The following is a 23,251-nucleotide window of genomic DNA, read 5'->3' on the forward strand; positions in this document are numbered from 1 at the left end:
GGTGAGTGACCAGCCGTACGTGCCGGCGAAGCCGGTGTGCGTGACCCGGCCGTGTGCCTCGTGGTCGCGCCGTCGTCCCTGTGCGCGGGTCAGCCCGCGGTGACCGTGAGGCCGTCCTTGTCCTCGGCGAGGTCCACCCGGACGGTGTCGCCGTCGCGGACCTCGCCGGCGAGCAGCGCCTTGGCCAGCCGGTCGCCGATCGCCGCCTGGACCAGGCGGCGCAGCGGGCGGGCGCCGTAGATCGGGTCGTATCCGTGGTCGGCCAGCCAGGTCCGGGCGGTGTCGCTGACGTCCAGGGTGAGCCGGCGGTCGGCGAGCCGCCGCCGCATCCGGGCCAACTGGATGTCGACGATCGACCGCAGTTCCTCGCCGGTCAACGAGGAGAAGACCACGATGTCGTCCAGCCGGTTGAGGAACTCCGGCTTGAAGTGCGTGCGGACGACCGCGAGCACCTCTTCGCGCCGCTGTTCCTCGGTCAAAGTCGGATCGGCGATCATGGCCGACCCGAGGTTGGCGGTCAGGATCAGGATGGCGTTGCGGAAGTCGACCGTACGGCCCTGGCCGTCGGTGAGCCGGCCGTCGTCCAGCACCTGGAGCAACACGTCGAAGACGTCCGGGTGGGCCTTCTCCACCTCGTCCAGCAGCACCACCGAGTACGGCCGGCGGCGCACCGCCTCGGTGAGTTGGCCGCCCTCCTCGTAGCCGACGTAGCCGGGCGGGGCACCGACCAGCCGGGCCACCGAGTGCTTCTCGCCGTACTCGCTCATGTCGATGCGGACCATGGCCCGCTCGTCGTCGAAAAGGAACTCGGCGAGCGCCTTGCCCAGCTCGGTCTTGCCGACGCCGGTCGGGCCGAGGAAGAGGAAGCTCCCGGTCGGCCGGTCGGGGTCGGCGATGCCGGTGCGGGCCCGGCGGACCGCGTCGGAGACCGCGGTGACGGCCTCCCGCTGGCCGATCACCCGTTCGCCGAGCGACTCCTCCATCCGCAGCAGCTTGGCGGTCTCGCCCTCCAGCAGCCGGCCGGCGGGGATGCCGGTCCAGGAGGCGACGACGGCGGCGATGTCGTCGGCGCCGACCTCCTCCTTGAGCATCGCGCCGTCGGCCTGCAGGCCCACCAGTTCGGTCTCGGCCCGCTTCAGTTCGCCCTGCAGGGTCGGGATACGGCCGTAGCGCAGCTCGGCGGCGCGTTCCAGCTCGCCGTCGCGTTCGGCGCGTTCGGCCTCGCCGCCGAGGCGTTCCAGCTCCTCCTTGGCGGTGGAGATCCGGGTGATGTGGTCCTTCTCCAGGTGCCAGCGGTCGCTGAGCGCGGTCAGCTGCTCGCGCCGGTCGGCCAGTTCCTTGCGCAGCCGTTCGAGCCGCTCGGCGGAGGCGATGTCGGGCTCCTTGGCCAGCGCCATCTCCTCGATCTCCAGCCGGCGGACCGCCCGTTCGATCTCGTCGACCTCGACCGGCCGCGAGTCGATCTCCATCCGCAGCCGGGAGGCGGACTCGTCGACCAGGTCGATCGCCTTGTCCGGCAGGAACCGGTCGGTGATGTAGCGGTCGGACAGCGACGCGGCGGCGACCAGGGCGGCGTCGGTGATCCGTACGCCGTGGTGCACCTCGTAGCGCTCCTTGAGGCCACGCAGGATGCCGATGGTGTCCTCGACGGTCGGCTCGCCGACCAGCACCGGCTGGAAGCGCCGCTCCAGCGCCGGGTCCTTCTCGATGTGCGCGCGGTATTCGTCGAGGGTGGTCGCGCCGACCATGCGCAGTTCGCCGCGGGCCAACATCGGCTTGAGCATGTTGCCGGCGTCCATCGAGCCCTCGCCCTTGCCGGCGCCGACCACGGTGTGCAACTCGTCCAGGAAGGTGATCACCTGGCCGTCGCTGCCCCGGATCTCCTCCAGCACCGACTTGAGCCGTTCCTCGAACTGCCCGCGGTACTGCGCGCCGGCGACCATCGCGCCGAGGTCGAGAGAGACCAGTTTCTTGTCACGCAGCGACTCGGGTACGTCCCCGGCGACGATCCGCTGGGCCAGGCCCTCCACGATCGCGGTCTTGCCGACGCCGGGTTCGCCGATCAGCACCGGGTTGTTCTTCGTACGCCGGGACAGCACCTGGATCACCCGGCGGATCTCGGAGTCGCGGCCGATCACCGGGTCGATCTTGCCGTCCCGGGCACTCGCGGTCAGGTCGACGCCGTACTTCTCCAGGGCCTGGTAGGTCTGCTCCGGGTCGGCGGTGGTGACCCGGCGGTCCCCGCCACGGACGGCCGGGAAAGCGGCGACGAGGTTCTCTTCGGTGGCGCCGGCGGCCTTGAGTGCCTGGGCGACGGCTCCACCGACCTGGGCCAGCCCGGCCAGGAGGTGTTCGGTGGAGGTGTATTCGTCGCCGAGCGGGCGGGCGATCTGCTCGGCGGCGCCGATGGCGTTGGCGAACTCGCGGGCGAGGCTCGGTTCGGCGACGCTGGAACCGCGCGCGGCCGGCATGTTCTCCACCGCCCGGGCGGCGGCCCGGCGCAGTTCCACGGGGTTGGCGCCGACCGCCCGCAGCAGTCCACCGGCGGTCGAGCCCGCGGTGTCGAGCAGCGACAGCAGCAGGTGCCACGGCTCGACGGTGGCGTGCCCGCGCTGGCTGGCGATGGCGACGGCGCCGGTGATTACTTCACGGCTCTTCGTGGTAAGACGTTCGGCGTTCATGGGCTCCCCTGTCAGGCGTGTCCACTGATCACGACACAACCAGACTTGAGTCTATTCCACTCAACTCTAGAGCAGTGACACCGATCACATTTCGCCCGTATTTCACCGCCCCGGAGACCGTTGCGCCCGCGAGTACGGTGAGCGGCGTGCGAGTACGCGTGGAACAGACGACCCTTCCCGGAATCGGGGTACGCCACGACGTGGTGACCGAATCCGGCCGCCGGGTGGGTGTGGTCTCACACCGCACCGGCCGGCGTGACCTGGTCATCTACGACGAGGACGATCCCGACGCCTCGACCGAGGACATCCCGCTCACCGACGACGAGGCCGAGGCACTGGCCGACATCCTGGGCGCGTCGCTGATGCTGGGACAGCTCGCCGGGCTCCGGCAGCAGGCCGCCGGGCTGCTGACCGAACAGATCGCCATCCCGGCCGGATCGACGTACGTCGGCCGCTCGCTCGGTGACACCAAGACCCGGACCAGGACCAGCGCGTCGATCGTCGCGATCCTGCGCGACCGGGAGGTCATCGCGTCGCCCGGCCCGCAGTTCCGGTTCGAGGCCGGTGACGTGGTCGTGGTCGTCGGCACCCGCAAGGGGCTCGACGGCGTCACCGCGATCCTCGCCGACGGCGACCCGGACGGCTGACCGGATGCACCACACCACCACCCTTCTGATCGAGGTCGGCGCCCTCCTGCTGCTGCTCGGCCTGCTCGGCCGGATCAGCCGCCGGTTCGGCATCTCCCCCATCCCCCTCTACCTCTTCGCCGGGCTCGCCTTCGGGCACGGCGGCCTGCTGCCGCTGTCGGCGAGCGAGGAGTTCTTCGCCGTCGGCGCCGAGATCGGCGTGATCCTGCTGCTGGTCATGCTCGGCCTCGAATACACGGCGAGCGAACTGGTCGGCAACCTGCGCGCGGCCGCCCCGGCCGGGCTCGTCGACGGCGTACTCAACGCGCTGCCCGGCGCCGCCTTCGCGTTACTGCTCGGCTGGGGCTGGGTGGCCGCCGTCGTACTGGCCGGGATCACCTGGGTCTCCTCGTCCGGCGTGATCGCCAAGGTGCTCGCCGACCTCGGCCGGCTCGGCAACCGGGAAACGCCGGTCATCCTCTCCGTCCTGGTCATCGAGGACCTGGCGATGGCGCTCTACCTGCCGCTGCTGACCGCCGTACTGGCCGGCACCGGCCTGATCGGCGGCGGGATCGCGCTCGCCGTCGCGGTCTTCACCGTCGTCGTCGTGCTCGTGGTGGCGATCCGGTACGGCAACCTCATCTCCACCATGTTCTCGGCCAAGGACCCCGAGGCGCTGCTGCTCGGCGTACTCGGGCTGACCCTGCTGGTCGCCGGCATCGCCGCGCAGCTCAACGTCTCGGCGGCGGTTGGCGCGTTCCTGGTCGGGATCGCCCTGTCCGGCCCGGTCGCCCACAACGCGACCGAGCTGCTGTCCCCGCTGCGTGACCTGTTCGCCGCCGTGTTCTTCGTGTTCTTCGGCCTGGCCACCGATCCGCGCGACATCCCGCCGGTCCTGCTGCCCGCGCTCGCGCTGGCCGTCATCACCATGGCGACCAAAGTGGTCACCGGCTACGTGGCCGCGAAACGGGTCGGGATCGCCATACCCGGCCGGTGGCGGGCCGGGCTCGGGCTGATGCCGCGCGGCGAGTTCTCGATCGTCATCGCCGGGCTGGCGGTCGCCACACCGGGCATCGAACCGCAACTGGCCGCCCTCGCCACGGCGTACGTCCTGATCACCGTCGTCAGTGGACCGATGCTGGCCCGTATCCCCGACTATCCGTGGTTCAAGAAGTGGCTGGCCGAGCGCAGTGCCGCCCGCCGCCGGACGGCGCTGGCCGCACCCGACTGATCTTCGATCGCCGCGCACGGCCGGCCGCCCGGCCCGCGCGGCGCTACCGCAGTCTCCGTGCGGCGCGTTACCGTTGCGCCGCAACCACTGTGCTGTCCGCGGGGCATGCTCCCCGGTCGCGAGCGGAGGGTCGACCCGTGGGCGTGGAGCAGTCGGGCTTCACCGGTTTCGGCAATCCGGTCGACCCGTCCCCGGCCGAGTTGCGAGCCTGGGCCTACCGGCCCGACTCGGTCCCGTTGCAGTCGATGCCGCAGGACTGGGATCTGCTGGTCTCCGGTGACCGGCTGGTCGGCACCCTCTTCGAGCTGGCGATGGACCGCAACTGCCCGGCCCGCCGGTTCGCCCTGCACTGCCTCTACATCTATGCCGCCGACGGCATCCGCACCAACTTCCGCGCCCACCCGAAGCGGCGGCTGCGCAAGCTGGTCGAGCAGGCCGAACGGGCCGGTGACGAGCTGATGGTCGACTGGGCGCACAACTGCCGGATGCTGCTGGCCAAACCGCACCTGTTCGCCTACCCCGACTGGTGCGAGGGCGGCCTGGTCCGCAGCGGCCGCCGGCTGGCCTGAGGGCTGCCCCCGGCGGGCGAGCGGGGCGGAAACGACAGAGCCGGGACCCCCCGTGGGTCCCGGCCCCGTGTCGCCCTGGGCGCGTCCGGTTCAGGCGGTACGGTCGTCCCGGTTCCGCTCCAGGTAGTCGCGGGCCATTTCCTGGCCCTTGTCGACGTGGCCGGCGTACTTGCCGCCGGTCCGCTCGTCCACCTTGTCGCCGGCGGTCTCGACGGCCTCCTTGGCCTTGTCGCTGCCACCGAGCTTGTCGACGGCCTTGTCCGCCATCTCCTTGAACGAATCGGCGATCCCCATCGCAACCCCCTCCCTAGTCGACCTTTAGTCCGGATTGTGCCCTCCGAACTATTAGGGAGATTAGTCCAGAAGATCAGATCAGGTGACCGAACGGCTCAGTCCGTGCCACCCGACCTGCCCGGCCGCCAGACCACCAGCGCCGTCGTCGTACGGTTCGTCGGCACCAGGTCACGGCGCGGGTAGGGCCCGACCGCCTCCAGTTCGGCGATCCGCCGGTAGGCGGCGGCCAACTCGGCCTCCATCGCCGCGACCCGCTCCTGCAACTGCTCGACGAACTGCTCCAAGCCGATGATCCGCTTGATGCCGGCCAGGTTGACCCCGTCGTCCTGACTCAGCCGCTGCACCTCGCGCAGCAGCACCACGTCGCGCACGCTGTAGCGCCGGCCGCCGCCGGAGGCCCGGCCGGCCTGCACCAACCCCAGGCGGTCGTACTGCCGCAGGGTCTGCGGGTGCATGCCGGCCATCCGCGCCGCCACAGAGATCATCAAGACCTTGGCGTCGGACGCCTCGGTGACCGAGATCACGAACTCCTCCGTCATGACAACCCCTCCCTCATGCCCGTCCCCTCCCGGAAACCGTCACTCAGACCGACGCACACGGGCGTCGATATGTTCCCGATCAGGGGCCGGTGCCAGCTTGGCGAAGTTCTCCAGCGCCTCCCGGGCCTCCTCGGACAGGTCCTTCGGTATGACGACTTCGAGCGTCACCAGCAGGTCGCCGGGCTGGCCGTCCCGCCGGACGACCCCCTTGCCCCGGGCCCGCAGCTTCCGCCCGCTCGGCGTGCCCGGCGGCACCCGCAGCGTCACCGCCCCGTCCAGGGTCGGGACCCGCAGGTCGGTGCCGGCCACCGCCTCGGCGTACGAGATCGGCACGGTCAGGGTCAGGTCGTCGCCCGTACGCCCGAACAGGTCGTCGCCACGGACTTTGACCAGCACGAACAGGTCGCCGGCCGGCCCACCGCGCTCACCGGGCTCACCGCGCCCGGCCAGCCTGATCCGCTGCCCGTCGGCCACCCCGGCGGGGAACCGGACGTTCAACGTACGGGTCTTGGTGACCCCGCCGGTGCCGTGGCACTCCGGACACTTGTCCTCGACGATCGTCCCGACGCCCTGGCACTCCCGGCACGGCTCCGAGAAGCTGAACGCCCCCTGGTTGCGGGTCACCAGCCCGGAGCCCTGGCACTGCTGACAGGTCCGGGGCTGGGTACCCGGCCGGGCGCCGTTGCCGTGGCAGGTGTCGCAGACCCCGGGTGCCCGCAGCGACAGCGGCAGGGTGATGCCGCGTACGGCGTCACCGAAGTCGAGCACGACCTCGGTCTCGACGTCGCGGCCCCGGCTCGGCCCCGTGCCACGGCCCGGACCGGGTCCGCCGCCACCGGAGAAGATCGAGCTGAACAGGTCGGAGAACCCGGCGCCACCGAAGCGCCGATCGCCGCCCTGCGCCGCCCCGCCGAAGAGATCGGAGGGGTCGAACGGGTAGCCGCCCGGCCCACCGGCCCGGGCACCGCGCCGGAACGCCCCCGAACCGAACAACGAGCGCATCTCGTCGTACTCGCCGCGCTTGCGCTCGTCGGAGAGCACGTCGTACGCCTCGGACGCGGACTTGAACCGCTCCTCGGCCTGCGCGTCGCCCGGGTTGTGGTCCGGGTGCGACTCCCGGGCGATCTTCCGGTACGCCTTCTTGATCTCGTCCGGGGAGGCGGACTTCGAGACACCGAGTACCGAGTAGAAGTCCTTCTCCAGCCAGTCCTTGGAACCCATCTAGTCCACCTCCCCTCGTACGCCCGTCGTCACCTGGTCACTCGGGATCGGCCACCGCTACCAGCGCCGGCCGGAGCAGACGCTCGCCGAGCAGGTAGCCCCGACGCATCACCTCGACACAGGTCGGCTCGGTGACCTCGGCCGAGGTCAGGTGCGCGACCGCCTCGTGCCGGGTCGGGTCGAACGGGTCGCCCTTCTCCCCGAAGCCGGTCAGCCCGAACTTCCCGAGTGCCGCGGTGAGCTTCTCGGCGACGGAGCCGAACGGCCCGACCAGGTCACCGTGGTCGCGGGCCCGGTCGAGGTCGTCGAGCACCGGCAGCAGCTCGGTGAGCACCGTGCCGGTCGTCTGCTCGGCGGCCACCCCGCGGTCCCGGTCGACCCGCTTGCGGTAGTTGGCGTATTCCGCCGACACCCGCTGGACGTCACGGGTCCGCTCGTCGAGCTCGGCCCGCAGTGCCTCCAGCTCGGCCCCGAGCGGCTTGGCCCCGGCGGCCGGCGTGGGCGCGTCGACGACGGGGGCGGTGGCCTCCTCGACGGTCTCCTCCACCTCGCCGACCAGGACCTCGCCCTCGGCGGCCGGGCGTTTGGCGTCGTCGCCGGGAGCCGGCTCCTCGCTCGCCGAGGCCTCACCGCTCGCGGTGTCCTCGACGACCGATTCCTCGGCTGCCCGGGTGCCGTCGTCGCCCGCCGGCCCGGCCTTGGCCGCCGGCTTCGGCTCGCCGTCCGCCGGCTGCCCGGCGGCGGTCTCCTTGCCGCCGGTGGCGGCGGGTTGCCCCGCGCCACCGGTGGGGTCGATCTTGCGCTTGTCGCGGATGACGACGCGCTCGGCGGGACGGCCGTCGGCCGCGTCGCCGGACGCGGAGCCACCCGGCGCCGACCCGGTTGACGCCGGGGCGGCGGCTCGTGGCTGGTCCGTCATTCGGTTACCTCACTCCGTTCGACATCGGGACGACGGGTCACTTCTTGCCCTTGTCCTCGTCGACGATCTCGGCGTCGAGGACGTCGTCGGCCCCCGCCGAGGGGCCACCGGTCGCACCGGTCGCACCGGCACCGCCCGGCGCCTCGCCGGCACCCGCCGACGCGCCCTGCTCGGCCTGCTGCGCGTAGAGCAGCGAGCCGGCCTGCTGCGAAACCTGGGCCAGCTTCTCGTGCGCCGACTTGATCTTCTCCAGGTCGGAGCCGCCGAGGGCGCCGCGCAGGTCGCCGAGCGCGTCGTTGATCTGGTCGCGGGACTCGGCCGGAAGCTTGTCGCCGCTCTCGGCGAGGAACTTCTCGGTCTGCCACTGAAGCTGCTCGGCCAGGTTGCGGGTCTCCGCCTCCTCGCGCCGCCGCTTGTCCTCGTCGGCGTGGTCCTGGGCGTCACGCATCATCCGCTCGATGTCGTCCTTCGGCAGCGCCGAGCCGCCGGTGATCGTCATCGACTGTTCCTTGCCGGTGCCGAGGTCCTTGGCGTTGACGTGGACGATGCCGTTGGCGTCGATGTCGAACGTCACCTCGACCTGCGGCACGCCGCGCGGCGCCGGCGGGAGGCCGGTCAGCTCGAAGGTGCCGAGCTTCTTGTTGTAGGCGGCGATGTCGCGCTCACCCTGGAAGACCTGGATCAGCACCGACGGCTGGTTGTCGTCGGCCGTGGTGAAGACCTCGGAGCGCTTGGTCGGGATGGTGGTGTTGCGCTCGATGAGCTTGGTGAAGATGCCGCCCTTGGTCTCGATGCCCAGGCTCAGCGGGGTCACGTCGAGCAGCAGGACGTCCTTGACCTCGCCCTTGAGCACGCCAGCCTGCAGCGCGGCGCCGACGGCGACGACCTCGTCGGGGTTGACGCCCTTGTTGGGGTCGCGGCCGATGAGCTGCTTGACCAGGTCGGTGACGGCCGGCATCCGGGTCGAGCCGCCGACCAGGATGACGTGGTCGATGTCGGACACCTTGACGCCGGCGTCCTTGACGGCCTGCTCGAACGGGCCCTTGGTGCGGTCGAGCAGGTCCTGCGTCATGCGCTGGAACTCGGCGCGGGTCAGGGTGACGTCGAGGTGCAGCGGCGCGGACGGGGCGCCGTCGGCGCCGGCCGGGCCGGCCGTGATGTACGGCAGGTTGATGTTGCTGGTCGACGCCGCGGACAGCTCGATCTTGGCCTTCTCGGCGGCCTCGCGCAGCCGCTGCATGGCCATCTTGTCCTGCGACAGGTCGACGCCGTGCTGGCCACGGAACGTCTTGACCAGGTGGTCGATAATCCGCTCGTCCCAGTCGTCGCCACCGAGGTGGTTGTCACCGCTGGTCGACTTGACCTCGATGACGCCCTCGGCCAACTCCAGCAGCGAGACGTCGAACGTGCCGCCGCCGAGGTCGAAGACCAGGACGGTCTGCTCCTTGGAGCCCTTGTCCAGGCCGTACGCCAGCGCCGCCGCGGTCGGCTCGTTGACGATCCGCAGGACGTTGAAGCCGGCGATCTCGCCGGCCTCCTTGGTGGCCTGGCGCTGCGCGTCGTTGAAGTACGCCGGAACGGTGATCACCGCGTCGGTGATCTGCTCGCCCATGTACGCCTCGGCGTCCCGCTTGAGCTTCATCAGCGTGCGCGCCGAGATCTCCTGCGGGGTGTACTTCTTGCCGTCGATGTCGACGGACCAGCTGGAGCCGATCTCACGCTTGACCGAACGAATGGTCCGGTCCGGGTTGGTCACCGCCTGGCGCTTCGCGACCTCACCGACGAGCACCTCGCCGTTACGCGCGAACGCCACGATCGAGGGCGTGGTACGGGAGCCCTCGGCGTTGGCGATGACGGTGGGCTCACCACCCTCGAGAACGCTGACGCAGGAGTTCGTCGTGCCGAGGTCGATGCCGACCGCACGTGCCATCTTCGCTTCCTCGCTTCACTGGTTGTCACAAGTTGAGTGGACCGGACTCAATAGTGCCACGATCATCGGCAGCGTCAAGTTGGCATTGAGTCGGGCACACGCAACTCTGGGTCGACGGACCCACCCTGACCACCCCGTACGCCGGTCGAGGGCAGGGAGCCCCAGGGCGGTTCATGTTGTGACTGGTGCACGGATCAGGCACCCTTTTACCCGTGACGACGCAGGGTGACCCGACCACCGATCCCGGCGTGTCCGTCGTTCCCGAGCCGCCCGAGGATGTCGTCGAGACGCCCACCGACGATTCCAGCGTGAATAGTCCCGAAAAATCCGACTCGCCGGCTGAGAAGCCCTCGACCGACGACCCGGATGCCGGCGCCGCCGAGCCCGCCGAGACGGACGTGACCGAGGACACGTCGGCCCTCCCGGACGCCCTGCACCGACTCCGGACCGTGATCGATTCGTCGGCCTACCCGCTGGTGCTGCCCTCCGCCGACGACGCGCGACGGGTCGGCGCCGCCCTCGTCGCGCAACTCGACGACTACCTGCTGCCCCGGCTGGCCCGGCTCGACGCGCCGTTGCTCGTCGTCGTCGGCGGCTCCACCGGCGCCGGCAAGTCGACCCTGGTCAACAGCATCGTCCAGGCCCGGGTCACGGCCTCCGGGGTGCTGCGGCCCACCACCCGGTCGCCGGTGCTCGTCGCCAACCCGGCCGACATCGGCTGGTTCCGCCAGGGCGACCTGCTGCCCGGCCTGACCCGTACCACCGAGCCCGGCGACGATCCCGGCACCCTGCAACTGGTCGCCGCGCCCGCGCTGCCCCCCGGCCTCGCCTTCCTCGACGCCCCCGACATCGACTCCGTCGTCGACGCCAACCGGGCCCTCGCCGGCCAGCTGCTCGCCGCCGCCGACCTGTGGCTGTTCGTCACCACCGCGGCCCGCTACGCCGACGCCGTCCCCTGGGAACTGCTGCGCACCGCGCGGCTGCGCGGCACCGTGATCGCCCTCGTCCTCGACCGGGTGCCACCGGAGGCAAGTGACGAGGTGGCCGACCACCTGTCCGAGATGCTCGCCGCCCACGACCTCGCGGCGGCACCGCTGTTCGTGCTGCCGGAGACCGACGTCGACGGCCAGGGCCTGCTGCCGTACCAGGTCACCGAGCCGTTGCGGGACTGGTTCCAGCAGCTCGCCGGCGACGCCGCCGCCCGCGCCGCGGTGGTCCGGCAGACCCTCGACGGCGCCCTCGCCGCCCTCGCCCCGGCGGTCGCCACGCTGGCCGGTGCCGCCGACGACCAGGCGGCCGCCGCCGGGGTCCTCGACGAACGGGTACGCACCTCCTACCGCGCCGCCCGGCGCACCTTCGAGGAAGGTCTCCAGGACGGCCGGCTGCTCCGCGGCGAGGTACTCGCCCGCTGGCAGGAGTACATCGGCACCGGCGAGTTCTTCCGCACCCTGGAGGCGCGCGTCGGGCGGGTCCGGGACCGGCTGGTCGCCGCGCTGACCGGACGCCCCGCCCCGGCGACCCAACTGCAGACCGCGATCGAGTCGCAGCTGGTGACCCTCGTACGCGGGGTGGCGGCCGACGCCGCCGAGCACGCGTACGGCGGCTGGCAGTCGCACCCGGCCGGGGCGGCGCTGCTCGAACCCGAACTGGGACGCCCCACGGCCGATCTGCCGCAGCGCGCCGAGCGGCTGATCCGCGACTGGCAGCGCGGCGTGCTCGAACTGGTCCGCGCCGAGGGCGGCGACAAGCGCTTCGTCGCCCGCAGCGCGGCGTACGCGGTCAACGCCACCGGGCTCGCCGTCATGATCGCCGTGTTCGCGTCGACCGCCTTCATCCCGACCGGGCTGGAGGTGGCCGCCGGCGCCGGCACCACCGTCGCCGCCCAGAAGGTGCTCGAGGCGATCTTCGGCGACCAGGCCGTCCGCAACATGGCCAGCCGGTCCCGTGAGGACCTTCTGGAGCGGCTGGAGAAGCTGCTCGACGAGGAGGCGGCCCGCTACCTCGTCCGGATCCGCGCGGTCGGCCCCGACCCCGGCGAGGAACTGCGCCGGGCGGCGGCCGACGTCGAGGCCGCCCGCACCGCCGCCGGCCTGACCGCCGACGCACCGTTCACGCTGCCCGGGGCCGCCCGGTGAGCGCAGCGACGGGCCGGTCGGTCGGCGACCTCGTCGGAAAGGTACGGGACCGGCTCCGCGGTGACCGGCGGGTCGACCCCGACGCCCTGCTGGCCCGGGTCGGTGCGGTCGAACGGTTCGTCCGGGCCACCACCGACCACGTGCCCGAGGACCGGCTCGGCGCCGCCCACACCCTGATCGAACGCGCCGGGGCCCGGCTTGCGCTGTCCCGCGACCACACGGTGGTGGCTTTGGCCGGCGCGACCGGCAGCGGCAAGTCCAGCCTCTTCAACGCCCTGGCCCGGCTCGACCTGTCGCCGGTCGGCGTACGCCGGCCGACCACCGGCGTCGCGCACGCCTGCGTCTGGGGTCCGCTCGACGGCGCCAACCGGCTGCTGGACTGGATCGGGGTGCTGCCCCGCCACCGGTTCGTCCGGGAGAGCGCGCTCGACGGCGACGACGAGGCCGCCCTGCACGGCCTGATCCTGCTCGACCTGCCCGACTTCGACTCCGTCGAACGGGCGCACCGGCTGGAGGTCGAACGCCTGCTCGGCCTGGTCGACCTGGTGATCTGGGTCGTCGACCCGCAGAAGTACGCCGACCGGGTGGTGCACACCGGCTACCTGCGCGGCTTCCAGCAGCACCGCGACGTCACCCTCGTGGTGCTCAACCAGGCCGACCGGCTGCCCGCGGCGGACCTACCCGTGGTCCTCGACGACCTGCGCCGGCTCCTCGACGCCGACGGCCTCGACGGGGTGCCGGTCCTCGCCACGTCGGCGGTCGACCCGGCGGCGATGACCGAACTGCGCGGAATCCTGGAGAGCACCGTCGCCGAGCGGCAGGCCGCCCTGCGCCGGCTCGCCGGTGACGTCGACGCGGTGACCGCCGGGCTGGCCGACCTGATCGGTCCGCCCGCCGCCGAGGACGACGTCGACCGTACGACGATCCGGGAACTGACCGACGCGCTCGCGGCGACGGCCGGCGTGCCGGCGGTCGCCGAGGCCACCGAGCGGGCGTACCGGCACCGGGCCGCCGCCTCGACCGGCTGGCCGATCGTCCGGGGCTGGCGCCGGCTACGGCCCGACCCGTTGCGCCGCCTGCACCTGCCCGGCCCCGACGCGCCGAAGACGGCCGACGACGAGGCCGCACCGACCCCGCTGACCTCGGTGCCCGACCCCACGGCCGCGCAGCGGTCCGCGGTCGGGCTCGCCGTGCGTGCCGTCGCCGCGAAGTCCAGCGCGGCCCTTCCGGCGCCGTGGCCGGCGGCGGTCACCGTTGCCGCCCGGTCCCGGCTCGGCGACCTGCCCGACGCGCTCGACCGGGCGGTGGCCGGCACCGACCTCGGCGTCGGCGGTCGCCCGGTGTGGTGGCGGATCGTCGGCGGGCTCCAGTGGCTGGTCACCCTCGCCGCCGTCGCCGGCCTCGGCTGGCTCCTGCTGGGCTACGCGGTACGCGCCCTGCAACTGCCCGCCCTCGAATACCCGATGATCGGCGCGGTGCCGCTGCCGACCGCACTGCTGCTCGGCGGGTTACTGCTCGGGCTGCTCCTCGCGCTGGCCGTCCGGCCGCTGACCTCGTTCGCCGCCCGGCGGGCCCGGGCCAGGGCGGAAAACCGGCTGCGGGCCGCCGTGGCCGAGGTCGGCCGGGAGCACGTGGTCGCGCCGGTCCGGTCGGTGCTCCAGGCGTACGCCCAGGCCCGGGAGGCGCTGGCCGCCGCGACGCCGCCGCGCTGACCCCCGTACGGGGGACATCGACGGTCCGCCGAGCCGTCGCTCCTGATACCCGGCGGGCGTCCGCGGGCGTAGGGTCGATCCATGGCCACGCCCAAGACCCCCTACGACGCGGTGCTCGCCGCGGCCCGCGACGTGACCAAGCTCGACTGCGCCCTCGACGCCGAGATGCTCGGCACGGCACTGCTCGGCAGCGTCTACGCGGTCGCCGAGGAAGATCGGGCCACCGCGATCCGCGACTTCGTCACCGGATTCCTCGCAGCCACCTCCCGCCGCCGGACCGCCGCGGCCACCACCATCCGCAACGTCTTCGCCACCCTGGTGCCCGACGCCGCCGGCGCGGCGGCGGTCAAGCCGGGCACGCAGGCGCCGTCGTGGTCGCCGCACCTCGGCAAGGTACGGCTCACCGGCAGCTACGCCTACGGCGACGTGTACGGCGACCAGACGTCCTACCTGGCCACCTTCGCCTACGACGACGCCGAGGCGGGCGGCCCGGAGCACGCCGTCGTCGCCCTCGTCGACCACAACATCGGGATCACCAAGGACGTGTTCGTCGGCGGCCCGGCGGAACGGATCCTCGGCCAGGTACGGCAGATGTGTGCCGACGACGAGTTGACCTGGTTCCGCGACGAGGATCCGCGCCGGCTGCGCGGCGAGGTCGCCCGGCACCTGGTGATCACCGACGAGCTGGGCAACCTGCCCGAGGAGGGCTCGCTGGCCACCGACCGGGCACTGGTCGGCGCCCGGCTGGCGCTGCTGCCCACGCCCGCGCTCGCGGCGGTCGAGGAGATTCCGGAGATGTCCGCCGACGAGCGCACCACGCTCGTACGCGACTTCCTGAACTCGCCCGAGGCGGCCCGCTTCGGGCTGCACGAGGTGCCCGAGGCCGACCTGCCGTCCCTGCACTTCTGCATCAGCCTGGTGCTCGACCACGGTGCGTCGTTCCCCGACGCCGACCCGATGCGGTGGAGCCCGGCGGTCGCCGGCCTCTTCCTACTCGACTGGGTGCACCGGCGGGCCGTGCTCGACATGGACGACGCGGCGATGCTGCCCCGGGTGGTGCGTGGCTGGGCGGCGTACGCGACCCGGCGGCGGGCCCTGCCGGCGCAGGCGGCGGCGCAGACCGACACCGCGATCGACGACATGATTCCGGAGTTCGTCCGGCTCTACACCACCGGCGAGCGGCGCAGCCCGGCCACCGCCGCGGTCGCGCAGCTGATGGCCGAAGGCATCGATCCCGACGACCCGGACGCCCTCGACGCCTGGATCGAGGCGAACCGGCAGCGGCTCGGCGGCGACGAACCGGCCTGACCGGTCCGGCAGCCGCCCGGCTGCCGGACCGGCTCGGGTCAGCCGACGCAGAACTCGTTGCCCTCCGGGTCGGCGAGGGTGATCCAGGTGTTCGGCCCCTGCCGGCCGTCCCACAGCCGGCGGGCACCGAGTTGGATCAGCCGCTCCACGACCTCCTCCCGGCGGTCCGGGCCGGGGCGCAGGTCGAGGTGCACCCGGTTCTTCGCGGTCTTGGCCTCGGGAACGGTCTGGAAGAGGAGCCGGCCGCCACGGCCGATCCCGGTCTTTTCGTCGACGGGCGCTGCGGGGTCGCGGATGGCGGCGGCACCACGCCAGCTCAGCACCCCATCGACGGTGGTGGTGTCGGCGTCGGTGACCATGCCGGCGTCGAGCAGTCCACGGATCATGTCGGAGTTGTCCTCCACCACGTATTCGAGCGCCTCGGCCCAGAAGGCGGCCAGCCGGTGCGGATCCTCGGCGTCGAAGGAGATCTGGTAGCCCACAGTCATACCCGGACGCTATCGGGCACGCCCGACACATTCCCGGACCTGCCGCTGACCGTCCCGTTGATCAAGGGGATGTATCACCCGAACCGGCACAGCGATCACGCAACTACTCCTTGATCGACGCGCCAGCCGGCACGCGACCCCGCGCCTCAGGACGGTACGACCAGACGGAGGCGGCGGTCGGCCGTGCCCACGGTCACCCGCTGGCCCCAGGCCATCGTCAGGTGGTCGGTCTCGACGCCGTCGGCGAAGACGACCAGGCGTTCCCCCTCGGCGGTCAGCTCGATCGACTCGCCGGCCGCGAGCCGGCCGCCGGTCAGTGCGACCCCGGTCGCCGGCGACGGCCACGCCTCCCGCACGAACCAGCACAGCGCCTCGTCCACCGGGCCGGGCAGCGCCGGCGCTTCCGGCCGGTCCCGGACGATCGAGGCACACCAGCCGGTCGCCCCGGTGCCGGTGCCGACCACCACCCCCGACGACGACTGCCGCTCCCGCCGGCCGCCGGGGACGCCGACGACGTACCGGGCGGACTGGTGCGACGGATGCCCGACGTACACCTCGTTGAGACCGACCAGGTCCTGGCCGTCGTCGAGGACGGCCCGGACCATGGTCCGGTCCTGCACGGCGACGCGGCCGGCGACGACCGCCGGCAACAGCCGGGCCACTTCGGCCGGGGCGAACCGCACGAGTACGCCGGCATTGCGGCCCGGCTCCGGGTCGACGCCGACGACCGGCTGCCGGTCGAGGTACTTGGCGACATTGGCGACCAGTCCGTCCTGGCCGACCGCGACCACGACGTCCCCCGGCGCGAAGAGGAACCGGGCCAGGTCGTCGCGGTCGACGTGACCGCGCCGCCAGTCGGCCGGGACGGCGGCGCCGACCGTGGTCAGCGCCGCCTGGAGCGCGTCGTGCCGGCCCGCGACCTCGGCCAGGTCCCGCCCCCGCTGCCGCAGGTAGAAGCCGGCCGCCGCCCGGGTGCCGTGCCGGACCAGCAGCTCGTCCAGTTCGCTGCGCCGGCTGACCACGACCACCCGGGGGGCGAGCGTGCCGCTCACCGGTCCACCCCGTCCCGGGCTGGGCAGCCGGTCACCCTCATCGTGGGCCGCCGAGGCGGGCGAGCAGGTCGGTGAGCATGTCCGGGGTCACCGTGAGCTGGCCGATCGCCGGCAACTGGCCGGCGAGTTCCTTCACCGCGAGGGCCTGGAGCACACCGGGCGGCAGGTCGGCGTACGCGGCCAGCTTCGCCGACTCGGCCTCGGCCTCGGCGAGCCCGACCGCCCGTACGCCGTCCGCCCGGGCGCCGGCGAGGGTGCGTTCCTTGTCGGCCTCGGCGGCGGCGAGCACCCGGGCCCGCTCGGCGGCGGCGGTGTTGGCGACCTTCTCCCGCTCGGCCTTGCCCTGCGCGGCGGCGAGTTCGGCGTCGGCAGCCAACTCGATCTTGCGACGGTCGTTGGCGCCCCGCTGCTCGACGAGCTGCTGCTCCCGGCGGGCCAACTCGATCTTGTTCTGCATCTCGTTCTCGGCGATGGCCCGCTCCTGCTCGACCGCCTGCGCCCGCCGGGCGTACGTGGCCCGGTCCGACTCGACCTGCACCGCCTCGCGGGTCGGGGTCTGCAGGGCACGTTCCATCTCCGGCTCGGGCCGGACCGCGACGACCCGGGCGCTGACCACGGTCACCCCGATGTCGGCGAGCCGGGGTTCGGCGCGCAGGGCGGCCGAGACCGCCTCGCGGACCGGGGCGATGTTGGTCAGCGCCTCGGCGAGCGGCACCCGGGCGAGCAGGTCGAGCGCGGGCTGCTGGGCGAGTTCGGCGAGCAGGGTGGCGACCTGGTCGAGCGGTCGCGCCCGCGCGGTCCCGTTGCGCGGGTCGACCGAGAAGTCGAGCCGGCTGGCGGCCACCGCCGGGTCGGCGACCCGGTACGTGACGGTCGCCTGCACGGTCACGTCGGCGAAGTCGCCGGTCCGGGCGTGGAAGAGCAGGGGCAGTTCGCGGTCGTCGATCGGCACCTCGCTGAGCACCGACACGAGCGGGCGGTACCAGTAGGACTGGCCGACGCCCTCGTGCCGGATCTTGCCGTTGACGAGGTGCCGGACCCAGGAGGTGGGGGCGCCACGCAGGTGACGCAGGAACAGGCGGCTGGTCACGTCGGCCATCTCGAACCTCTTTTCGTCGTACTGACGATAATCTTGATGATAGGTTCTCGTCAAGGTGGTGATAAATCACATGAGCGAGTACCCGCCGTTCGCCGTGACCGTCGACCTCGTCGTCCTGACCATCCGTGCCGACGGACTGGCCGTGCTGCTGATCCGGCGCGGCGTGCCGCCGTACGAGGACGCACCGGCCCTGCCCGGCGGCTTCGTACGCGTCGACGAGGACCTGCCCCGGGCCGCCGAACGCGAACTCGCCGAGGAGACCGGGCTGACCGGCGCGGCCGCCCACCTGGAGCAGCTCGGCACGTACGGCACCCCGGACCGCGACCCGCGCGGCCGGGTCGTCACCGTCGCCTACCTGGCCCTGCTACCCGACCTGCCCGCCCCGGTCGCCGGCACCGACGCCGCGGGAGCGGAATGGCTGCCGGTGGCCCGCGCCCACAACCTCGCCTTCGACCACGACCGGATCCTCGCCGACGGCCTCGAACGGGCCCGCGCCAAACTCGAATACACCCCGCTCGCCACGGCCTTCTGCCCGCCCGAGTTCACCGTGGCGCAACTGCGGACGGTCTACGAAACGGTCTGGGAGACCCGCCTCGACCCGCGCAACTTCCACCGCAAGGTCACCGGCACGCCCGGATTCCTCGTGCCGGCCGGCCGGGCGACGGAGGGCGAACGTGGCCGGCCCGCCCAGGTCTTCCGCCGCGGCCCGGCAACCGCTCTGCATCCCCCGATGCTCCGCCCCACCCCGGACCGCTGACCGCGCCGACCGCTCAGCTCACCGGAGGAATCCCACCGGTCCCGGTCCAGGACGGCTGGCCTCCCGGTGTGGGCTGCGGCCAGGGCGCGGCGGCCGTCGGGGCGTACCCGGGTGGGGTGGGTGCGGGCGGCTCGTCGGACTCGGGGCCGGCCAACGCCTCCAGGCCGCGACCGATGCCGATGCCGCCCAGGACCGCCAGCGCCGGCACCACGCCGTACGCGATCCACCGCGGCGCGCCCTCCAGCGTGAGATAGAAGTTGATCGCGACGAGGAGGACGACCGCGAGGGCGGTGCCGGCTACCCCGCCGCGCCGGCCGAAAACGCTGACGCCGCCGAGCAGCACCGCACCCACGACCAGGGCGAGCTGGCTCAGGTCGACGAGACCGGTGACGACCCGGAGCTGGTTGGCGGCCACGATCCCGGCGAGGGCGGCGAGGACGCTCGATCCGGTGAAGCCGACGACGGCACCGAGCAGGCGGGTCAGTCGCCAGCCGGGCACCGGATCGCCGGGGAACCGGTTGGCCGCGAGCAGGGTACGCACCTTCGGCACCAGCCAGAGCAGGCCGCCGCCGATCGAGATGACGAGGAACAGCACCGCCCAGAGGATCGTCGTACCGGTGCCGGGCAGTCCGCCGGCGGGGATCGCGAGCGACCTTCCGTCGATCATGGCCAGAGCGATCGCCTGCACGAAGATCAGCCCGCCGAGCGAGACCGCCCACCCGGGTGCGGTGGTCAGGCCGGCGACCAGGCCGAGAAAGGCACCGGAGACGAGCAGCACGAGTACGGCGACCAGCCCGGCGGGGACCGCCGCCCACCCGCTGTCGGCCACCAGTTTCGCGTAGACCACCCCGGCCAGGGTGGCCTGGCCGACGACCGCCAGGTTAGGGGTGGCCGTCCGCAGCGAGAGGGCGAAGCCGGACGCGAGCAGCCCCAGCGTCGCGACGCCGTACCAGTAGTTGCCGCCGCGCAGCAGCGGCACCTGGAGGGCGATGACGCCGACGGCGATGACCGTGACGAGCAGCAGTACGGCCTCCCAGCCGACCGCGAAGATGGCGTACGGCGGACGTCGTCGGGTGGCCGGGGCCATCGGGGGGATGCTCATGGTCCCTCCTGCACGCGGGGCTGGCGGACGGCGATCGGATCGACGCTAACCAACCGGTGCAAGCCCTGAACCGCGGGTCAGCGCCCGCCCGGCCAGGTGGCGGGCCGTCCGGCCGGCGCCCAGGAGGTCGCCCCCGATCCGGTACGGGACGACCGGCGGCCGGCCTCGTCGCGACTGCCGGTGGGCCGGTGGCCGGGGGTACGGGCCTCGGTGTCCCGCGACCCGGTGGTGCGGGCCGGCGCCGGCCGCCGGCCCGGCCCGCCGGACGAACCGGACGACGCCGTCGGCGTGGGTCGGGTCGTCGGCCGCCCGGTCCGCGTCGGCCCGACCGTCGGCGACGGGGTCGGGCTCGGCGTACCGGTCGGGTCGGGACTCGCGGTGGGCGTCGGGCTCGGGCACCCGGTCGGTGCCACCGACGGCGTGGGACCGGGCGTGGTGGGGCGGGTCGTCGGACGCGTCGTCGGCCGGGGCACCGTCGGCCGGGGGAAGAAGCTGGTCTTCTCCGGTGTCGGGCGGGGCCGGACCCGCTCGGACGCCGTACGGCGGGGCTTCGCCTTGCCCGTGCGGTGCGGGCCGGACGCCCGGTGACGGCTGGTCGGGGCGACCGGGTCGCCGACCCCGACCAGCGGCGGCCGGCCCGGGTCGAGGGTGGGGGTCGGCAGCGGTACGACCACGACCGGGCCGACGGACGGGTGGCCGAGGAACGGGCCGCCACCGGGCTGCGCGGTCCCCCCGACGGTGGTGGGGCCGGCGCCGAGCGCGGCGATGATCGGGAGCGAGGCCATCACACCGAGCGAGGCGACGATGAGCACGTAGCGGCGGGTCGGACCGGAGAGTCCTTCGGCCCGGTGCGCGCCCCGCAGCCATCGGTGGTTTCCGGGTATCCCGTCGAGGCGACGGTGGTGCGGTGGCACGGGCGGCGGTTCGTCATGGTGGTCCGGCACGGCCGAACTCCTCGTCCGTAGGCGACATCCACCGAGCGGGCGAGGGAGGTCGCCCGGGACGGCCTTGCCAAGCAGAGTGACGAAGTCACGCACTGTCCGCCAGCCCTGCACGGTGTGTCAACGTGCCAAGTTCCGGGTCGGTTACCTACTCACGGCGGGAAATGTGTGCATCTCCCCCGAACAGGCCCGGATAGTCAAGGTCATCGAGGCCGTACTGTAATCACGCTCACCTTCTCTGCGAATATGGACCCGACGGCAACGCGGCCGTGGCCTCCCGCACACCAGCGGTGGGCGCGGCCCGGTGTCGGCACTCCCGGGCCGGGTTCTGGCGAACCCGGCCCACGCCGCGCGGCAACCCCCACCGGGGCTAGGCGCGGCACGAGAGTCTGTTCCGGCACAAGTCGGCAGGCGCCACGGCTGCGCGGTCGGGTCACCCCCGTTGCCGACGCACTTATGACAGGGAGAGACCGATGGCGAAGGGCGAACGCGGGACCACCACCCGCGGGACCACCACCCGCGGCAGACAGACCGCTTCCCGGCGGTCCGGTTCTACGGCTGCTCGGCCGGATCCTGAGCTGATCCAGTTGCTCACCCCCGAGGGGGAACGGATCGAGTCGGTGACCGGCCCGGACGGGGTCGAATACACGGTCGACTTCACCGACGCCGAATACCGCGACATCTATCGGGACCTGGTCGTCGTACGCAAGCTCGACGCCGAGGCCACGGCGCTGCAGCGCCAGGGCGAACTGGGCCTGTGGGCGAGCCTGCTGGGGCAGGAGGCCGCACAGGTCGGCTCGGGGCGGGCGCTGCGCCCGCAGGACATGGCCTTCCCGACCTACCGCGAGCACGGCGTGCTCTACTGCCGCGGCATCGACCCGATCATGCCGCTGGGCCTGTTCCGCGGGGTCGACCAGGGCGGCTGGGACCCCAACGAGTTCAAGTTCAACATGTACACGATCGTGATCGGCGCCCAGACGCTGCACGCCACCGGCTACGCGATGGGCGTGACGATGGACGGCAAGACCGGCGGCGACGACGGCGAGGCGGTCATCGCGTACTTCGGCGACGGCGCCAGCTCGCAGGGCGACGTCAACGAGGCGTTCGTCTGGGCCAGCGTGTTCAACGCCCCGCTGGTCTTCTTCTGCCAGAACAACCAGTACGCGATCTCGCAGCCGCTGGAACGGCAGACCCGTATCCCGCTCTACAAGCGGGCCTCCGGCTTCGGGTTCCCCGGCATCCGGGTCGACGGCAACGACGTCCTGGCCAGCTATGCGGTGACCCGGGCGGCGCTCGACAACGCCCGGCACGGACAGGGTCCGACCCTGATCGAGGCATACACCTACCGGATGGGTGCCCACACCACCTCCGACGACCCGACCCGCTACCGGATCGCCAGCGAGGTCGAGGCGTGGCAGGCCAAGGACCCGATCGCCCGGGTACGCGCGTTCCTGGAGCGCCAGCAGATCGCCGACGCCGACTTCTTCGCCGAGGTCGACGAGGCGGCCCGGCGCGAGGCGGTGCACCTGCGCGAACGGGTGCTCTCGATGCCCGATCCACAGCCGCTGTCGCTCTTCGACCACGTCTATCCGGGCGGTTCCCCGGAACTGGACGAGCAGCGTGCGGAGTTCGGCCGTTACCTGGAGTCGTTCGAGGGGAGTGTGCACTGATGGCCACCGAGACCCTCAGCATGGGCAAGGCACTCAACGCCGGCCTGCGGCGAGCCCTGGACGACGACCCCAAGGTCATCATCATGGGCGAGGACGTCGGCAAGCTCGGCGGCGTCTTCCGGATCACCGACGGGTTGCAGAAGGACTTCGGCGGCGACCGGGTCATCGACACCCCGCTCGCCGAGTCCGGCATCATCGGCACCGCCGTCGGCCTGGCGATCCGCGGCTACCGGCCGGTGTGCGAGATCCAGTTCGACGGCTTCGTCTACCCCGCGTACGACCAGATCGTGTCGCAGGTCGCGAAGATGCACTACCGGTCGCGGGGCAAGCTCTCCCTGCCGATCGTCATCCGGATCCCGTTCGGTGGCGGCATCGGCGCGGTCGAGCACCACTCCGAGTCCCCGGAGGCATACTTCGCCCACACCGCCGGCCTGAAGGTCGTCTCCTGCTCGTCACCGCAGGACGCATACACGATGATCCGCCAGTCGATCGCCTCCGACGACCCGATCGTCTTCCTGGAGCCGAAGCGGCGCTACTGGGAGAAGGGACCGGTCGACACCGAGGCGGACCATCCGCTGCACGCCTCCCGGGTGGTGCGACCCGGCACCGACGCCACGATCCTGGCGTACGGGCCGATGGTGCGTACCGCGCTCGACGCCGCCTCGGCGGCCGCCGAGGACGGTCGCGACCTGGAGGTCGTCGACCTGCGTACGCTGTCGCCGCTCGACCTGGCCCCGGTCTACGACTCGGTACGGCGCACCGGCCGCTGCGTGGTGGTGCACGAGGCGCCGTCCAACGTCGGCCTCGGTGCGGAGATCGCCGCCCGGGTCACCGAGAAGTGCTTCTACTCCCTGGAGGCGCCGGTGCTGCGGGTGGCCGGTTTCGACACCCCCTACCCGGCGAGCCGGGTGGAGGAGGACTACCTGCCCGACCTGGACCGGGTGCTCGACGCCGTCGACCGCGCCTTCGGCTGGTGA

20 protein-coding genes are annotated in these 23,251 nt (G+C 72.6%); 9 read left to right on the forward strand and 11 right to left on the reverse strand.

The window, feature by feature from the left end:
* Positions 1 to 89 precede the first annotated feature (89 nt).
* On the reverse strand, positions 90 to 2,681 hold the full coding sequence (gene clpB, locus AB0I42_RS31365) for an ATP-dependent chaperone ClpB (protein WP_357543044.1): 2,592 nt from the start codon (positions 2,679 to 2,681) through the stop codon (positions 90 to 92).
* Between the two features lie 146 nt (positions 2,682 to 2,827).
* Here clpB and AB0I42_RS31370 point away from each other — a divergent pair, with 146 nt between their 5' ends.
* The 3 genes from AB0I42_RS31370 to AB0I42_RS31380 all read left to right on the forward strand — a co-directional run bounded on the left by AB0I42_RS31370 (position 2,828) and on the right by AB0I42_RS31380 (position 5,107).
* Positions 2,828 to 3,328: a cation:proton antiporter regulatory subunit gene (locus AB0I42_RS31370; protein ID WP_357543046.1), complete on the forward strand. Its 501-nt coding sequence runs from the start codon at positions 2,828 to 2,830 to the stop codon at positions 3,326 to 3,328.
* Positions 3,329 to 3,332: 4 nt separating this feature from the next.
* On the forward strand, positions 3,333 to 4,538 hold the full coding sequence (locus tag AB0I42_RS31375) for a cation:proton antiporter (RefSeq protein WP_357543048.1): 1,206 nt from the start codon (positions 3,333 to 3,335) through the stop codon (positions 4,536 to 4,538).
* A 137-nt stretch (positions 4,539 to 4,675) separates the two neighbouring features.
* A complete protein-coding gene (locus AB0I42_RS31380; protein WP_357543050.1) occupies positions 4,676 to 5,107 on the forward strand; it encodes a hypothetical protein in 432 nt (143 codons plus the stop codon).
* 90 nt (positions 5,108 to 5,197) lie between these two features.
* On the opposite strand, the gene AB0I42_RS31385 is transcribed toward AB0I42_RS31380, so the two are convergent.
* The 5 genes from AB0I42_RS31385 to dnaK all read right to left on the reverse strand — a co-directional run bounded on the left by AB0I42_RS31385 (position 5,198) and on the right by dnaK (position 10,010).
* Complete coding sequence (locus AB0I42_RS31385) at positions 5,198 to 5,401, reverse strand: antitoxin (RefSeq protein WP_357543052.1); 204 nt, start codon at positions 5,399 to 5,401, stop codon at positions 5,198 to 5,200.
* Positions 5,402 to 5,496: 95 nt separating this feature from the next.
* Complete coding sequence (locus tag AB0I42_RS31390; protein WP_357543054.1) at positions 5,497 to 5,940, reverse strand: MerR family transcriptional regulator; 444 nt, start codon at positions 5,938 to 5,940, stop codon at positions 5,497 to 5,499.
* Positions 5,941 to 5,979: 39 nt separating this feature from the next.
* Complete coding sequence (gene dnaJ, locus AB0I42_RS31395) at positions 5,980 to 7,161, reverse strand: molecular chaperone DnaJ (RefSeq protein WP_357543056.1); 1,182 nt, start codon at positions 7,159 to 7,161, stop codon at positions 5,980 to 5,982.
* 37 nt (positions 7,162 to 7,198) lie between these two features.
* Positions 7,199 to 8,080: a nucleotide exchange factor GrpE gene (gene grpE, locus AB0I42_RS31400; RefSeq protein ID WP_357543058.1), complete on the reverse strand. Its 882-nt coding sequence runs from the start codon at positions 8,078 to 8,080 to the stop codon at positions 7,199 to 7,201.
* Between the two features lie 37 nt (positions 8,081 to 8,117).
* The gene (dnaK, locus tag AB0I42_RS31405; protein WP_357543060.1) at positions 8,118 to 10,010 is read right to left on the reverse strand and encodes a molecular chaperone DnaK; all 1,893 of its coding nucleotides are present in this window, start codon (positions 10,008 to 10,010) and stop codon (positions 8,118 to 8,120) included.
* Between the two features lie 398 nt (positions 10,011 to 10,408).
* Here dnaK and AB0I42_RS31410 point away from each other — a divergent pair, with 398 nt between their 5' ends.
* From AB0I42_RS31410 to AB0I42_RS31420, 3 genes are all read left to right on the forward strand, one after another.
* Positions 10,409 to 12,145, forward strand: a complete 1,737-nt coding sequence (locus AB0I42_RS31410; RefSeq protein WP_357543155.1) for an ABC transporter — start codon at positions 10,409 to 10,411, stop codon at positions 12,143 to 12,145.
* Complete coding sequence (locus AB0I42_RS31415) at positions 12,142 to 13,857, forward strand: GTPase (RefSeq protein WP_357543062.1); 1,716 nt, start codon at positions 12,142 to 12,144, stop codon at positions 13,855 to 13,857. Before AB0I42_RS31410 ends, AB0I42_RS31415 begins: the two co-directional genes overlap by 4 nt.
* An 81-nt stretch (positions 13,858 to 13,938) precedes the next feature.
* Positions 13,939 to 15,165, forward strand: coding sequence for a hypothetical protein (locus AB0I42_RS31420; RefSeq protein WP_357543064.1), 1,227 nt, complete (start codon positions 13,939 to 13,941; stop codon positions 15,163 to 15,165).
* A 38-nt stretch (positions 15,166 to 15,203) separates the two neighbouring features.
* Here AB0I42_RS31420 and AB0I42_RS31425 read toward each other — a convergent pair whose 3' ends face one another.
* From AB0I42_RS31425 to AB0I42_RS31435, 3 genes are all read right to left on the reverse strand, one after another.
* Positions 15,204 to 15,653, reverse strand: coding sequence for a VOC family protein (locus AB0I42_RS31425; protein ID WP_357543066.1), 450 nt, complete (start codon positions 15,651 to 15,653; stop codon positions 15,204 to 15,206).
* 146 nt (positions 15,654 to 15,799) lie between these two features.
* Entirely contained in the window at positions 15,800 to 16,705 is a 906-nt protein-coding gene (locus tag AB0I42_RS31430; RefSeq protein ID WP_357543068.1) for a hypothetical protein, read from the reverse strand.
* A 37-nt stretch (positions 16,706 to 16,742) separates the two neighbouring features.
* Positions 16,743 to 17,804 (reverse strand): SPFH domain-containing protein, encoded by a 1,062-nt coding sequence (locus tag AB0I42_RS31435; RefSeq protein ID WP_357543070.1) that lies wholly within the window; start codon positions 17,802 to 17,804, stop codon positions 16,743 to 16,745.
* 70 nt (positions 17,805 to 17,874) lie between these two features.
* On the opposite strand from AB0I42_RS31435, the gene AB0I42_RS31440 reads away from it, so the two are divergent.
* Entirely contained in the window at positions 17,875 to 18,561 is a 687-nt protein-coding gene (locus AB0I42_RS31440; protein ID WP_357543072.1) for an NUDIX domain-containing protein, read from the forward strand.
* A gap of 13 nt (positions 18,562 to 18,574) precedes the next feature.
* On the opposite strand, the gene AB0I42_RS31445 is transcribed toward AB0I42_RS31440, so the two are convergent.
* A complete protein-coding gene (locus AB0I42_RS31445; RefSeq protein WP_357543074.1) occupies positions 18,575 to 19,663 on the reverse strand; it encodes a hypothetical protein in 1,089 nt (362 codons plus the stop codon).
* A gap of 77 nt (positions 19,664 to 19,740) precedes the next feature.
* Positions 19,741 to 20,607: a hypothetical protein gene (locus AB0I42_RS31450; protein WP_357543076.1), complete on the reverse strand. Its 867-nt coding sequence runs from the start codon at positions 20,605 to 20,607 to the stop codon at positions 19,741 to 19,743.
* A 470-nt stretch (positions 20,608 to 21,077) separates the two neighbouring features.
* Here AB0I42_RS31450 and pdhA point away from each other — a divergent pair, with 470 nt between their 5' ends.
* Positions 21,078 to 22,274: a pyruvate dehydrogenase (acetyl-transferring) E1 component subunit alpha gene (gene pdhA, locus AB0I42_RS31455; protein WP_357543078.1), complete on the forward strand. Its 1,197-nt coding sequence runs from the start codon at positions 21,078 to 21,080 to the stop codon at positions 22,272 to 22,274.
* Positions 22,274 to 23,251 carry an alpha-ketoacid dehydrogenase subunit beta gene (locus AB0I42_RS31460; protein WP_357543080.1) on the forward strand — a complete coding sequence of 326 codons (978 nt, stop codon included), beginning with the start codon at positions 22,274 to 22,276 and terminating at the stop codon, positions 23,249 to 23,251. The genes pdhA and AB0I42_RS31460 overlap by 1 nt, the downstream gene beginning before the upstream one ends.

This window comes from Polymorphospora sp. NPDC050346 (genome assembly GCF_040655695.1).
Taxonomy (GTDB): domain Bacteria; phylum Actinomycetota; class Actinomycetes; order Mycobacteriales; family Micromonosporaceae; genus Polymorphospora; species Polymorphospora lycopeni.

Coding starts and splice junctions, on each gene's coding strand:
- AB0I42_RS31390 (WP_357543054.1), bottom strand. CDS start 5,940: ATGACGGAGGAGTTCGTGATCTCGGTCACCGAGGCGTCCGACGCCAAG.
- AB0I42_RS31460 (WP_357543080.1), top strand. CDS start 22,274: ATGGCCACCGAGACCCTCAGCATGGGCAAGGCACTCAACGCCGGCCTG.
- dnaK (WP_357543060.1), bottom strand. CDS start 10,010: ATGGCACGTGCGGTCGGCATCGACCTCGGCACGACGAACTCCTGCGTC.
- AB0I42_RS31425 (WP_357543066.1), bottom strand. CDS start 15,653: ATGACTGTGGGCTACCAGATCTCCTTCGACGCCGAGGATCCGCACCGG.
- AB0I42_RS31440 (WP_357543072.1), top strand. CDS start 17,875: ATGAGCGAGTACCCGCCGTTCGCCGTGACCGTCGACCTCGTCGTCCTG.
- AB0I42_RS31385 (WP_357543052.1), bottom strand. CDS start 5,401: ATGGGGATCGCCGATTCGTTCAAGGAGATGGCGGACAAGGCCGTCGAC.
- AB0I42_RS31445 (WP_357543074.1), bottom strand. CDS start 19,663: ATGAGCATCCCCCCGATGGCCCCGGCCACCCGACGACGTCCGCCGTAC.
- pdhA (WP_357543078.1), top strand. CDS start 21,078: ATGGCGAAGGGCGAACGCGGGACCACCACCCGCGGGACCACCACCCGC.
- AB0I42_RS31435 (WP_357543070.1), bottom strand. CDS start 17,804: ATGGCCGACGTGACCAGCCGCCTGTTCCTGCGTCACCTGCGTGGCGCC.
- grpE (WP_357543058.1), bottom strand. CDS start 8,080: ATGACGGACCAGCCACGAGCCGCCGCCCCGGCGTCAACCGGGTCGGCG.
- AB0I42_RS31375 (WP_357543048.1), top strand. CDS start 3,333: ATGCACCACACCACCACCCTTCTGATCGAGGTCGGCGCCCTCCTGCTG.
- clpB (WP_357543044.1), bottom strand. CDS start 2,681: ATGAACGCCGAACGTCTTACCACGAAGAGCCGTGAAGTAATCACCGGC.
- AB0I42_RS31420 (WP_357543064.1), top strand. CDS start 13,939: ATGGCCACGCCCAAGACCCCCTACGACGCGGTGCTCGCCGCGGCCCGC.
- dnaJ (WP_357543056.1), bottom strand. CDS start 7,161: ATGGGTTCCAAGGACTGGCTGGAGAAGGACTTCTACTCGGTACTCGGT.